Genomic DNA, 13,640 nt, shown 5'->3' with positions numbered 1-13,640 from the left:
CACTACCAAAGTGTTGGAAAAACATGTCTATTTGTCAAACCTCAAAAAACCAGTATCTGGTTAATCAACAGGCGTGAGGACAAAGCATTAATCCAAGAAATCAATTTACTCTTGCGATTATCGTTAAAGAAACGAATGGATTAATCGGAGCTTGCAATTTAATAAGGGACGGATCTCAAGGGGAAATTGGTTATAGCATAAATCGTGACTATTGGGGATTGGGTTTTGCTACAGAGGCTGCTGAAGCAATGCTCAACTTTGGGTTTGATGAGCTGAATCTTCATCGTATCTATGCGACTTGTAGACCAAACAATGTGGGCTCTATTCGGGTTTTGGTGAAAATCGGCATGCGTAAAGAAGGCCACATACGAGAACATCGATTCTTCAAAGGAAAATGGCACGATTCATTTCTATACGCAATTTTACGTTCCGAAATGAAGAAATCAAGTGAAGCGTGAATATTAATGCTTAACCGGGCTATCGGCGAAAAATTTGCATAGGCGCTTAACGGCCAACCTTCTTTACTCATTACAATTCAAGGGTGTCAAGAATGTCTTGGCAGCCTTCTTGAGCGTCTTATTCATTCATGATTTATTGACTAACACCTTACATATTTTCGTTTGAAGCCAAGCTGCCCTTTATCTACCGCCTTTTGAATATTAACGGAAGCGTTCAAAAACTTGCTTTTTGCAGTACCGCGATTGACTTCCACCGGGCCTACTTCCTTCGCAATCGCGACCGCCTTATCATGGAGCGGCAGGTAGGACACTCCCACAGTGTACATGAAATTGTTCATCGCGTATTTCGTACGTTCAGGGGCATCATGAATTGTATTTTTAACAAGTTCCAACATACCGGCAATTTTCTCTTCGGAAAATTCACTGTCCGGACGATTCCCGAGCAGCCAGCAGTAGCAGCTCCAGCCCGCCGACATTTTTAGCTCAATACCACTTGCAATCCATTTATCGGAAACTTCTTGCGCAATATCCGTTTCTGCCAAAGTTACGGCTACCACATAATCCGATAGCATAAAAAAATAAGCTCTATCCATCCACCGTTCAAAATCCGCCTCAGACATTGAATTAGGGTCCGCAATCACCCCGGCAAAGTACATAGCATCGTAGTTCCCCGTAGCATAGAGCTGCTCGGCCAATGGTTGATTGCGTTTTATTTTCCTGAAGATGGGCTTCATTTCACCGGTAGCCACACCAAAAAGTGGTTCGTGCGCGCCATTGGCTTGGTATATCTTCTTGGTGCGTTCCTTGCCGAGAGCTTCAAGCTCTTGCATGACCATTTCCAGATTCATGATCCGCACTTCCTTTTTATTGGTTTGTCGTTAGTGATTAAGCCGTCTTAACGTGAAAGCGGTCTTAATCCATAAAATCAGGACCAAGACAGCTTAATTTTGTCTAAACATGGTTGTTTTTGACGACATCGAGATTTTTCCATAGCCCGCTAGCCATAAGCTTGTCAACAGAGTCTTGAGCGCTTGAAGCCGCGGCCACAATGTGATGATCGCCGACGTATTCCGGAATGGCTTCTTCTGTTATGTTCAGGTAGCAGGATTCGTCGTCAATACCATTAATGACATCTTCGAGAACTTTTAGAAGCCTCCATACTATCCCCTGTTCTGGTGCCCGTTCATTCTCACTCAGATTATCAAATTCCTCCCTTACGGATGTGGGACATCACTTCATTCAGTAATCGCGCGCTGCATCGAACCAGCTTTGAGCCATCTCCTCTGTTATAGGCTGGCCGATCAGGTGGTCAGACTGGCTTAGTTGCCATACCGCTTCACCAAGGTCTTCTCGTTCAGTGGTTTCGATGCCTTTGAGGGTATTAAAGCGCACGGTGAAGGCGGTAATGGCTGCCTCGGCATCGGCAAAGCTGCGGGCCTGGGCCAAGGTGGCCTGTGCAACGTTGTAAGCTTCGTTAGCCAGCTTGGCCAGATGTTTAGGCCAAGACGAGAACGGACGGCCGAACTCGGTCGTCCACCACTCTGGCTTGCGCAATTGGCTTACTGAAGCATGGTCGGTCCACGGGCGGGTATTAGCGCGTGTTTTCATTTGCTGCCTTAGACGCTTGCCCGCGATCTCTTCCACGTTGTAGGCGATAAAACTATCAAGCAACGGCCACGAGCTCAAGGGCGGCAAATCACTCAGATCAGGCATGAAGCGCAGCTCCAGATTCGTTAACTGGGCCTGATGAGCCAACAAGTCTAAGTCGCAGAAGTTCCCCCACAAATTCAGCGAGTTAAGGTTTGGGAACCGGTTTAGACACTCCAGCGAGATGGGCTGTCCCAGCGGCGCGTTCCGGAGCGTCAGGCTCGTCACCTGATGCAACTCACCCAGGTCGGGTAGCAAGAAAGGAGCATCATTCTTGCGTCGGCTGGTGCGCGGCGCTAGTGTCAGAGAATATGGCATATCGCCAGTGGCCGAGAAGCGTGATAGATCGCCAGCCACACTCAGGCGGAAATATTCAAAGACCTGCCGCTTCGGAAGCTTCAGGCGCAAACGCCCCCCGGACTGGTCCAGCTCGATATACAAGCCGTGCAAGTTGGACTGGATGGCGTCCGCCACCGTGTCTGCAGACAGGATCGGAACCCACGCCATCTCTTCAATGGGGCGTTTCTGCGCCCAGTCGAAGAAGCCTGCGTCACTGCCTGTGTAGTGCAGAAATCGCGGCCAGGGCGAGCCCGCCGGCGTGGCAAAGGCCTCAAATACGGTCCAATCGATGTGCGCATCAGGCTCGACGTGAAGGTCTGCCTTCTTGCCCAATTGTGACGGTCCAATGGAGAGGCTGCCCACACCAAGCTTTCTAACAAGAGCGTGACTACGAGGACCTGTCAGGTCGATGGGGTAACGACCAGCTTCTCTAATAGAACCAGCAGGAGGACGAGCTTGGTTATCGTTTGGCATTTCTATCATCCTTTCTTCTCAATGCCTGCGTACTGCTTTATGTGTCCCCACATCTCGGCACTTTGGACCTTAATAACAACATATCAAGTCATTTCGGCAAGTGCAGAACAGCAGGCCATGTGTGCCGCTTCCCTTAACTCGATCTCCCCAGTCAGGTTTGCTTCAATATAGTCTATCGCCCGATTCAGCCGCTCCAGCCACTCCATCTCAGTCCCTCCTCTCGAATTCAAGTATAGGCGGGGCGGAAAATAGCTTCGCAACAATTTGTGCCAAAAGAAGTTGCTTCTCCTCAAATGTGCCGTAGTATCCTGCCCATTAGCTTTTTTTGTCTATTGGGAAAGGCACTGTAGTAACAAGCCGTTAAATGCAACTTGATCGTCTTTGTAATTGCTAGTATATTTGTTTAACATTCGAATGCCAACCGCGTTATGTTGAGGTAGGACTACGCAGTGACATCCTGCTGCACCGGTAGCATAGTACCAATCTTTTTGATGATACCACCCGAGTATGCGCTTGTTTTGATATTGTGCTTTTAATTCCTCAGTAAGATTGAACAAGTTATTGGGAATAATCTGAGTCCCACGAATGGTCCCTTTATTCAGATGCAAATATCCCCAAGCGGCCAAATCTCTCGTACTTGAATACAGATTCCGTTCATGCCCGTCAGATGACTCTAGTCTAACCAGAGCGAAGGTATCTGATGAAGTGTAATCGCAAACTAAACTTTGATGGGGAATGCTAGCCCATTCCGTCCCTTTCATCCCCAAAGGATTTAAGATTTTTTCGTAGAGATACTCGGATATAACTTTCCCGGTCAGTGCTTTAACCACAAAGCCTTGCACACCTTCCCGTTCTATCCTTTGCTCGCCAAAATACTCAGGTCCCGTGGCAGTTGCAAGGTCACTCAACGTCTGGTGTCCCAATTCCCTCTCTCCAAGTTCATTGATGATTTTATGAACGGGAGTGGTCAATGGAATGTTTTTTTCCAAGGCAGCCATCGCCATTGCTAAGCAAACATAAGTTTTTCTTGTTGAATAAATATTAAACTGAGATTGATCTGATACGGCAGGGGACCCCTTTTTGTGATGATGGAATCCGTGATACTGTTCCAATACGATTCGGTTATTATGTATGATCATCACCGACGCCGCAGATGATCCAAAGTTCTTATTTACCTCTTGTACATAGGCAGTTATAGGTTCAAACTTTTCATTTTCAAGATGAACAGGTAAGTTCACAAAATATCACTCCTCGTATAATTTATCAGGAATATACGTTCTGCAAAGACAGAGAGTTTCCTTCCATAGTTTGAAACTTGAGGATATTTTGCGAATTTACCCTTTTTATTGCTGCCCTATCGCTTTTTCCAGTTCATTTGGTTTCGCGTAAAATTTTCTTCAGGTCGAAGGGGAGATAAGGGATATACATACAAAGGATCGATTGATTAACTTGCGGAGTTGACCGGGCCGGCTGTCGCTATAAACGGCAAAAAAGCCCGACCTCCTGGTCAAGCTTTCACCGGCTTCCTTTCAAGCAGTCAGGCTGCTCCGGCAACCAGGCTGAGACTCCAGCCGACCAACGTTCCCACCGCGAGCCCGCCGAGCACCTCGATGGCATTATGCCCCATGCTCTCCCGGAGCTTCTCCCCGTCCGAACGCAGTACGTTCAGCAAGCTGGCATGTCGTCCTACATGGCGGCGCAAGCCCGTCGCATCGATAATGACGATGAACGTAACCGCAGCCCCGAGTCCGAACATCGCGGTGTCAAACCCTTCCCGAAAACCGATCAGCATCGTCGTCGTCGTGACAATCGTCGTATGATTGCTTGGGAATCCCCCATTCCCGATCCGTTCTCTGGCGTTGCCGTACCGGAGGTGGTTCATGGCAAATTTTAAGACGCCAGCGACAAGCCAGCCGATGAATGGCGCAATTGCGTACAAGTGCTACTTCTCCCCTTTTCCTTCACAATATAAGCCTAGCGTATAAATAAACCGTGTTGGCTGTTTGCACAGCTTTTCCTCCGTAATCAGCACATAGTTGACTCCGTACTCGCGCAGACGGTTTTCAATCGATAAAAAACCGTTCGGCAGCACTTCGATCGGTGCTTGCAAATGCTCATATTGGGATTGAACTCTCATACTTTTGACTATTTGACGCCCTCCCCCGATTCCGCCGACTCCGCCCGCATTGTACAAGGCCACGGCCAGCAGCAGCAAGCCCGCGGCCCGCACAGGAAACCACCTGGATATGGACGCGATTGCAGCAATCAGAAGCGGCACGAGCCATAGCTGGGGTACATATCTCGCCCACCATGCTTCCGGGTTAATAAAGACGGTAAGGAGCAAAGCGAAAACGGCGATTCCTCCAGCCGCTCCGAGCCGACGGTCCGCCGCTAACGTAACAAGCCATACGAGCAGAGAGCCGGTAACCAGCCACAGCGTCAGAGGTCCGAAGGCAGCCGTACGGGTGTCGTACTCTATTCTGAAAAATGCCTTGGTATCGATCGGCCAAAATTGCGTCGGGCGTGACTCCTCCGGAGTTAGCGGGTTCTCCGTCATCGCTGTATACGACCGCAGGAATTTCTCGAATCTGTTCTTATCCACGAAATCGGCCGGGGAATTCTCCGTCATGATATCGATTTTCTCTTTGCCGGCCAGCGGATACAGCGGATGTCCCTTGTTGATCGTGTTATACACGTAAGGGTTAAACCCGATCAGCACGATCGCACAAATCCCGGTCGCTCCAAGTGTCAGGATCGCTCGCTTGGCACGACTGCCCTTCCGCCACAGCTCCTGCCAGAGCTGTACCGCCTTCGGGCGGCGCATTTCGGTTCTGCCTTTTTGGGTAAACGCCACATATACAATGAAGAACAGGCAAATCAGCGCTGCATAAGCAACTGCGGTGAACTTAATGTTCAGCAAGAACACAATGCTTAGCATGGCTGCCCCTATTACCCTCCGGTCGGCCCTTACCGCCGCATAAGCTAACGAACTGATCAGAACGAACAGCAGGCTGCCGATCAGCCCGTCATTGTAATGCGAAAACAGCTGGACCATGGTTACCGGATTAAAGGCCGCGCAGGCAGCAAGCAGTACGGCAAGAGCCCAGCGATAAAAGCGCCGCATTGGCGTCATTGTGATCCCGGATTGCTCCTCCCTGGCTATCAAAAACCAGTGCAAGTATGCAAACGACGCAAAAAACGACGCAAACAGGACAATCAAGTTGATGGATTTTCCCGTATCGATGATGCCGGTATATGTGTAAAACGCCGCCGCTACGAACCAAGCGGCTTTCGGATAGTGCTCCACCCAGACGGAAGAAGCGAAAGCCGGCTCATACAGCGGATTCCAGCCGTTCCGGATGCTAGCGCTTGCCAATTGGTGATAGCCTTGACCGTCAAAAGAAGTATCAAGAATAATAGCGTTGCTCAGCACGGAAACCCCAACGAGTAAGGCAGTCGTTATGATGGCTGGAAGGCTTGCTCGCAGCATTCCTTTTTTGTACATCCATAGGGCGATTGCCGATGCGCAGATCAAATTCGCCAAGATGAGGGTCGTGAGGGAAAGCGGTATCCGTATCACAAGAATCGTTAAGATGGAACCGTACATAAGTCCCAGGAACCCAAGCAGGTACAGGGCCATATCAATCGAAAACGAAGCCGGGCCTCTCCTTGGGGCTGAACCTTTATTTTGCAAGTACAATCACTCCTGCCATAATGAGCATCATGCCGCCGACCTTCTGGATCGTAATGGCCTCCTTAAACAACAGAACGGAAATAATGAATACGATGACGTAACCTGCCGCTACCATCGGGTATGCTAGAGACAGCTGCATACGGGATAGTGCAAAAATCCATAGCACCGCTGATAACGCGTAACACGTCAAGCCTCCAAGTATGTAGGGCTGCGTGAACATCATAATCAGCTTGCGCAGCAGCGGCTCGGCTGACGTAAGCGGCACTTTGTTCGTGCCGAGCTTCATCAGTACTTGTCCGACCGCGCCGAGCGCGACGGACGAGAATACATAGAAATAAGCGTGCATGTCGTATGAATACCTCCGGGTCGCGAGAATGACTAGCTTAAACTCAGGATGATCACGACGGAAAGACCGAACAGCACGACTGCCGTCAAAATCCCTTTATCCTCAAACAGCATAGCTTCCGGCTTTCCGCCTTTGCCCAGAACATGGATCAAGTACAAGTAACGGAAAATCCCGTAGATCACGAATGGAATGGTCCACATTAAGTAAATCGTGTGCCCCGACATGAACGTAAACAGCGAATAACTCATAATCGCAAGTGTCGTGACGATGCCGGACATTTGATTGAGCAGCGGTTCTGAATAATGCTCCAGCACCTTCCGGTGAGTGCCTTTATTGTGCTTCAGCAATAATAGTTCGTGCCTGCGCTTGCCAATAGCCAAAAACAAGGACAGCAGGAAGATACACAGTAAGAACCACGGTGTAAAGCTGCTGCCGATCACCAGTCCACCGCCGATCGCCCGCAGAACGAACCCGGAAGCGATAATCATCAAATCCAGGATAACGACATGCTTCAGCTTCAGCGAGTAAGCGACATTGATCGCGAAGTACAGCAGCAGCAGGAGGCCGAACAGCATATTTTGGTAAAAAGCGATGCCAAGCGAGACGGCAAGGAGAACACTCCCAAAGCCTAAGGCGATCCCCGGGTTCAGCCTGCCTGAAGCCATCGGACGATTGCGCTTTTCCGGGTGATTCCGGTCCGCCTCCCGGTCCATAAAGTCGTTTACAATATAAACGCAGCCGGAGACGAAGCAAAATAAGAAAAACGCTACGACGTTAGCCTGTACATGCCACATCTGGAATTTATCGATGGAAAAAACGAGCGCGCTGAATACGAGCAGGTTTTTGGTCCATTGCTTCGGCCTAAGCTGCATAATAAGCAGTTTCATTGTATCCCACAGCATAGGGGTACTTTTGTCATGAGCTTGCATCGAGCTGGAAGATCCTCGTGTATGCATGTCCAATCCATCCTCCTTACAAAAATCCACTGGTTGTACGTACAAGTAATAAAAGAGCGACCAGACCAGATACGGGTACAGCACTGCTTGACACGCAAAACTGGCAAGCTTGTTGAGCGTCAGATACATCGCATGGGAGCCGCTGCCCGGCGGCAGCTCGACCGTGGGGTCGGCCGTCGAATGAATGAGCACAACCGCGAGAATGGTGATGGCCCGGACGATGTCCAGCTCCAGCAGCTTCGGTCTCGCTTTCCGTTTCGTATCTGTCACGTGCGTTTCTCTTCCCGCCTTACAGAAGTTCATAGGCATCTATGCTAATTTCGATCCTCAGAATCTCCATGCTGAACCCTCCATACTCCATACGTATGGATTTAGTATATCTACCCGAAGTGACGTTACAGTGACTTGAATGTGACAGTCTAGTCACCTACCTCATCCGGTTTCTCAAGCGGAAGCCCGTGACCCGCGTTAGGCACGATATGCGCTTCGATATCCGGTATGAGCGCCCGCGCCCGGAGTACGGCCCGAGCCGCATCATATGGGGCGGGACGCGGCATTTTTATTATTATCGCCAAGAAAATCCACTGCACATACCCGGTACTGGGCGCTCAGCGTCTCAATATTGTTCAACCATAATGGTCGAGCTAAAGCCATAGAGGAGGTGGTACGGCCAAAGCATACAAAAATGCAGGCCAAATATATTCATTGGCTGGCAAACGAGCTTCGTAAGGCGTCCGGGCAACTAGCGCAATAAGAAAACCCCCGTCGGCATAGCTGACGGGGGAAAGCGAAAACGCAGCAATCAAGATCATGATAAGCACGTTGCTTGCGACAATTCTTTCTTGTTCAATTTGTTGGAAAAGCACGAATATATACGGCTCAGCTTAACGGGACTATTTAGCTTGTTGTCACATATCCAGCCTTTTTCTAATTTCGTTGCTTGTAATAGGGTAAATTCTTTCTACTGGCAAATTTTTGGAGTTTAGTTTTCCCTGCTTTCGCTGTGCATTCCATTTCTTCACAAGCGGTGTCAAATCCTCAATGCGGTAAATTCCATCGGCCAGAAACTCTTTTAAAGTGGTTCCTTTTAGACCGATTTGAATTGCTGCACGATTTATGGAATTGCCATTCACATTTCTATCGGGGTCCCATTGGCAATAAACTGTTGTTTCCTCAAATGCTTTTTCCCATTCAGTTGAACCTTTGTAAATCATTGAGTCTGGTGAAGTTAGCACCGCTTTCCTCAACAATTCGTTAAATTTTTCCACATATACATCTAAAGCCAAAATGCATTCCTGATTTTTCTTTGTTCCCCAATTAGACCGATACATCATCCACAAAAAGGAAGGTTTTATCCATGTCATGCGATTGATGTTAAAGTTTTCGCCAAAAGTCTGTAAGGCAACTGCTTCTTTTGCAATTATTGGATTATAAGCCTGATAAACCCGAATACATTGTCTATCGTATTGTGCAAATACCTCTTTTATATATTCCATGGTGTCTCCCTAAAATTTTGTCTCCGTCAAGCCAATACTCCTCATATTATAGTTTAACTCAAATCCAGCGTAGTCCATCCAAAATCATGAATCTTATTCCTGTAGATGCTGAACTCTTCCTCGGATTCAAATTCGATCTTGCATCGCGGCTCGCTGTATAGCCCAATATAGGGCGGCTTTGCAGTTATATCCCTAACCCCAACGCATTTGCTTTTGCCTATAGCGTACATATCATCTTGTTTCATGCCTTCTCTACCCAGTTGTTGCTTCTTGTAGTTTTCGTTGCATTGTTCGAATCGTAGTTCTTCTTCCTTTCCCGTATTGGAAATATACTTTATACCCTCGTTATCTATAGAGGTAATGGCGTCCGCTTGGATTTTCATCATCGAAGTTCAACTCCTTCAAGTCACTGTAATCCACTGTCTTCATTCATTACTTTACTGGATTCGTAAAAAGTCCCACTACCTTGATGACCTCAACTTGTCCAACTTTCCGCGACCCCTCCATGAAAAACCAGCAACACACAGCACTCCACGTGTATCGAGTATGGTTATACCCAAGCCCCAATCCACAGATTCAGAATCGCAGTCTCTACCATCAATTCCACTCTCCGCTTTGCCACTACTTGTGATACGCTTTAGCTTAACGGGTCTATCGGCGAAAAATCCGCCTAAGTGTGGAGCGCGGCGGCATTGCTGGCCTCAAAAGCAACTTCCAGTCCGCAAGTTCTATGATCTCCGCAGGAAGAATGATGCGTGAACTGACAACGGTCTCCAGCGGAAAACCTTTCTTGTCGAACGTCCGCTTGAGCGTCCGAGTCCGGATGTTCACGGTTGCGGGAGATAGGCCTTTGGTGGTGTTGTGGCTTTCGAGCGTCGGCTGTCCGTCGTACAGTATTTGTTCCGTCAGCATGTGCCCTACGTACTGGCGCGAACGTGGTCTGCGAACGTGTGGTCTGCGGTCAACTCGCTCGTATTCGTCCCGATCAAAATTTTGACCACCCGAATACCGGCCTCAACATCTCGCGCAACCAATAAGCCATTATCGTCCCTGGGGTCCATGAGCTGGGATTCTGCAAGTACTCCATGTATTGATCGTTGATCGTATAAGTCCAAGTGGAAGTAGGGCTCTTCAGCCCGAACTTTTCCCACTTCGCCGGATCATTTGAACCTCCGAGCTTTACGAGCATATTCGCCGACTCTCTATTTATTTTAGCCGGAATTTGCTCGTATGCTTGGATGATTTGCACATGAAATTCGTCGATCGGATTGCGGTTAGTCAGGCTCGTCAAATGGATGCTTTCGCGAATGTAAGAAACGTATGCCAGATGGTCAGCCCAGAACTTGTCGATATAATAAAGCCGTACCCGCTGCTCCGAAGGGCTCATCGGCGTCTCGCCTTTCAAAATTCCAAGCCGCTCCTCGTATAAAATACGCCGCTGATCCTCCACCATATCCGAATAACGGTTCAGTTCCTGGCGGATATGGAAGTTCTGGCCCATAATAACGCGCTGAATATGCGCAATTTTGTTGTGAAGCACCGACTCTCCGAGAGCTTCATCCTGCCTAAGATTGCGTATTGCTTTATCGATGCCGAACCGAAGCATCAACTCGTCTTCCAAGCTTACGAAAAATACGGAAGCTCCCGGGTCGCCTTGGCGGCCAGATCGCCCGCGCAGTTGGTCGTCTATCCGCACGCTTTGGTGCATATGCGTACCAATCACGTACAACCCGCCCAGCTTGGCGACAACCTCTGCTTGCGTGGGGTTGCCGCCGCCGAGCCGAATGTCGACGCCGCGTCCCGCCATATTCGTAGACACCGTCACGGCGCCGATTTCTCCCGCTTTGGCGATGATCTCGGCCTCTTCTGCGTCGTTCTTCGCATTCAGAACATGGCAAGGTACGTCGGCAACCGCTAGCGCCTCCGCCAGCGCGTCAGACTCCTCGACGCTTGACGTACCAATGAGAATTGGACGTCCCGTCGCATGGACGGACGAGATTTCTTGTGCAAGCGCCTTAAGTTTGGCTTCTTTATGGGTATAAATCCGGTGCGGATGGTCGATCCGTATGTTTGGCCGGTTCGGCGGAATTTGCATGACCTGCAGCTCATAAATATCTTCGAATTCCATTGCGGAAACGTGCGCGGTAGCCGTCATTCCGCAAATCTTCGGATACAGGCTAAGGAAGTGTTGAAGGGTGATCGTCCCGAGAATTTTCCCGCCGGCTTTCGACTGTAGCCCTTCTTTGGCCGCAAGCGCGGCTTGCAGCCCGTCCGGCAAATGCCTGTTCTCCGCCACGCGGCCGGTATATTCGTCGATCAGCTCAATTTTACCGTCCCGGACGATGTAATCGACGTCTTTCCTCAATAACAATTCCGCATGCAGCGCGCAATTTAACGACATTAGCAAATAACTGTTATGGCTTTCGTACAAATTGCCGCATCCTAGCAGCGACTCCGCTTTCGCAGAGCCTGCTTCATTCAAATAAACGTTCCGCTGGAACTCGTCGAAGTCGTAATGCTCTACTTGCTTGAGCTGCCGAGCCACTGCTGCGAAACGAATGCCGTCGTTGCCGGAAGAGCCCGGCTCGCCGGCGATGACTAGCGGCACTCGCGCTTCGTCGAGAAGTAATGAATCCGCTTCGTCGACGATGACGTAGTGGAAAGGACAATGCACGGTATCGGCTTCGTTTAGTGCGATCGTGTCGCGCAAATAATCGAATCCTGCCTCTTTGGCCGTAACATAGGTTATATCCGCGGCGTACGCTTCCCGTTTCTCGGACAGGCTCATGCCCGCTTGAACCGAGTTTACCGTTAACCCGAGGAAACGATAGATCGGGCCCATCCACTCCGCATCTCGATTTGCCAAATAATCGTTAAAAGTCAGCACATGAACGCCTTCGCCGGTTAGCGCATGTAGATAGGCAGGCATAACAGCTGAGAGCGTTTTTCCTTCGCCGGTATGCTGCTCGATCAAAAATCCCTCGTGCAGAGCGATGGCAGCCATGATCTGGACATCGTAGGGCTGTAATCCGAGTGTTCTCTTCGCTGCCTCGCAGACTAGCGCATAGGCATCGACAAGCAGCTCGTCCAAAGGCGTACCCGATTTTGCTTCCTTTTTCAGCCGGAGAGATTCCGCTTGCAGCTGCTTTTCGTCCCATGCTTCCAAAATCCGTTTCCTGATGAGCTCCGCTTTGTCCCGATAGCCTTTCAGCTTATGCCGGTTATCGCGGTCTTTGAATTCTCGCATCCACTTGACGGCTAAATTCATCGGAATTTGATTCCTCCTCGGTAGAAATACGCGATTCTATAGCGGCTAAAGCAGAATTAAACTCTATAACAATAGCGAGGTTTGGAATCGTATCCCATCCGCACTCCGGAACGTGCCGTCGGCCGAATACTCGTAGATCTGGTTTTTTCCTACTCATCCTTTAACCGTCGTTTATACAAAACAACAGACACAATCGTTAATACAACCGTCCATATCAAAGTAATGAGGAAGGGTTTTAATAAATCTCCCGTCGTAAAGCCTATATTGCTTGTACCTAGCAAATACACAAGTTGACTGCTTGGTACATACTCCAGCACTTTGAAGATCGGAAAATCTTTCGCTAGTAACACTCCAAATGGTGCCGCAAGGAATACGGCCTCCACAGGAATTATAAATAATGATGTTTCAAGCACCGTCTTGGAGAATAAACCACATATCGTCCCGACGGCTGAGTATAGAATAATCGAAAGAATGATTGTTGCCACAAACGTCCATATACTAACTGGCTCATAGCCAAATATATATGTAACAATAGCCAGAACAACAGCAGACATGACAAAGACTAGAGCGCTTTTACCAATTAAAACATCCATGGCCGTGGCTGGAGTCATCATTAACGATCGTAAAGTGTTACGTTCCTTTTCTTCCGCAATCAAGCATGCTTGTACAAAGCTCGTTAAAAACGCAAACAAAAAATTTAGAAGAAAACCAAAAACTCCAATCGAAGATATGCCCAGGCCTCTATAAAGGAAGGCTAAGAGTATTGGAAAAATCAACATAATAGAGATCGCATAATTGCGTGAAAACTCTTTGTAATCCTTCACAAATATCGCTCGAGCACGTTTTAATGAGATACTCATAGTAACTCACTTCCTGTCATTTTAATGTGAGCGTCAAATACTCACCACCTTTCAAGAACCTCAAGCTCATGAGAAAATGAAGGTATCTTGAACGGGAGGTTG

At 48.8% G+C, this 13,640-nt stretch carries 13 protein-coding genes; 1 reads left to right on the top strand and 12 read right to left on the bottom strand.

The features are described 5' to 3' along the window. Nucleotides 1-86: 86 nt before the first annotated feature. Nucleotides 87-458, top strand: coding sequence for a GNAT family N-acetyltransferase (locus NLX71_RS27200; RefSeq protein WP_375377965.1), 372 nt, complete (start codon nucleotides 87-89; stop codon nucleotides 456-458). Nucleotides 459-598: 140 nt separating this feature from the next. Here NLX71_RS27200 and NLX71_RS25120 read toward each other — a convergent pair whose 3' ends face one another. The 12 genes from NLX71_RS25120 to NLX71_RS25070 form a co-directional block, all read right to left on the bottom strand. Continuing rightward, nucleotides 599-1,306: a DNA alkylation repair protein gene (locus NLX71_RS25120; protein WP_254366514.1), complete on the bottom strand. Its 708-nt coding sequence runs from the start codon at nucleotides 1,304-1,306 to the stop codon at nucleotides 599-601. Nucleotides 1,307-1,697: 391 nt separating this feature from the next. Then, nucleotides 1,698-2,918 carry a leucine-rich repeat domain-containing protein gene (locus tag NLX71_RS25115; RefSeq protein WP_254366513.1) on the bottom strand — a complete coding sequence of 407 codons (1,221 nt, stop codon included), beginning with the start codon at nucleotides 2,916-2,918 and terminating at the stop codon, nucleotides 1,698-1,700. Nucleotides 2,919-3,001: 83 nt separating this feature from the next. Continuing rightward, a complete protein-coding gene (locus tag NLX71_RS26730; RefSeq protein ID WP_302058444.1) occupies nucleotides 3,002-3,124 on the bottom strand; it encodes a hypothetical protein in 123 nt (40 codons plus the stop codon). Nucleotides 3,125-3,247: 123 nt separating this feature from the next. Continuing rightward, entirely contained in the window at nucleotides 3,248-4,156 is a 909-nt protein-coding gene (locus tag NLX71_RS25110; RefSeq protein WP_254366512.1) for a serine hydrolase domain-containing protein, read from the bottom strand. 299 nt (nucleotides 4,157-4,455) lie between these two features. Beyond that, nucleotides 4,456-4,857 (bottom strand): divergent PAP2 family protein, encoded by a 402-nt coding sequence (locus NLX71_RS25105; RefSeq protein ID WP_302058443.1) that lies wholly within the window; start codon nucleotides 4,855-4,857, stop codon nucleotides 4,456-4,458. Nucleotides 4,858-4,860: 3 nt separating this feature from the next. Beyond that, a complete protein-coding gene (locus NLX71_RS25100; protein ID WP_254366511.1) occupies nucleotides 4,861-6,612 on the bottom strand; it encodes a hypothetical protein in 1,752 nt (583 codons plus the stop codon). Continuing rightward, the gene (locus NLX71_RS25095) at nucleotides 6,602-6,958 is read right to left on the bottom strand and encodes an SMR family transporter (protein WP_254366510.1); all 357 of its coding nucleotides are present in this window, start codon (nucleotides 6,956-6,958) and stop codon (nucleotides 6,602-6,604) included. Before NLX71_RS25095 ends, NLX71_RS25100 begins: the two co-directional genes overlap by 11 nt. A gap of 32 nt (nucleotides 6,959-6,990) precedes the next feature. After that, nucleotides 6,991-7,887 carry a decaprenyl-phosphate phosphoribosyltransferase gene (locus NLX71_RS25090; protein ID WP_254366515.1) on the bottom strand — a complete coding sequence of 299 codons (897 nt, stop codon included), beginning with the start codon at nucleotides 7,885-7,887 and terminating at the stop codon, nucleotides 6,991-6,993. Between the two features lie 935 nt (nucleotides 7,888-8,822). Further along, on the bottom strand, nucleotides 8,823-9,410 hold the full coding sequence (locus NLX71_RS25085) for a DUF4291 domain-containing protein (RefSeq protein WP_254366509.1): 588 nt from the start codon (nucleotides 9,408-9,410) through the stop codon (nucleotides 8,823-8,825). A 53-nt stretch (nucleotides 9,411-9,463) separates the two neighbouring features. Beyond that, nucleotides 9,464-9,796, bottom strand: coding sequence for a hypothetical protein (locus NLX71_RS25080; protein ID WP_254366508.1), 333 nt, complete (start codon nucleotides 9,794-9,796; stop codon nucleotides 9,464-9,466). Nucleotides 9,797-10,395: 599 nt separating this feature from the next. After that, a complete protein-coding gene (locus NLX71_RS25075; protein ID WP_254366507.1) occupies nucleotides 10,396-12,678 on the bottom strand; it encodes a preprotein translocase subunit SecA in 2,283 nt (760 codons plus the stop codon). A gap of 149 nt (nucleotides 12,679-12,827) precedes the next feature. Beyond that, nucleotides 12,828-13,538 (bottom strand): ABC transporter permease, encoded by a 711-nt coding sequence (locus tag NLX71_RS25070; protein ID WP_254366506.1) that lies wholly within the window; start codon nucleotides 13,536-13,538, stop codon nucleotides 12,828-12,830. Between the last annotated feature and the right edge of the window lie 102 nt (nucleotides 13,539-13,640).

The organism is Paenibacillus sp. MZ04-78.2, assembly GCF_024213375.1.
Taxonomy (GTDB): domain Bacteria; phylum Bacillota; class Bacilli; order Paenibacillales; family NBRC-103111; genus Paenibacillus_G.
The sequence above is the reverse complement of the archived record's forward strand: the minus strand, read 5'-3'. Positions and strand labels throughout refer to the sequence as shown.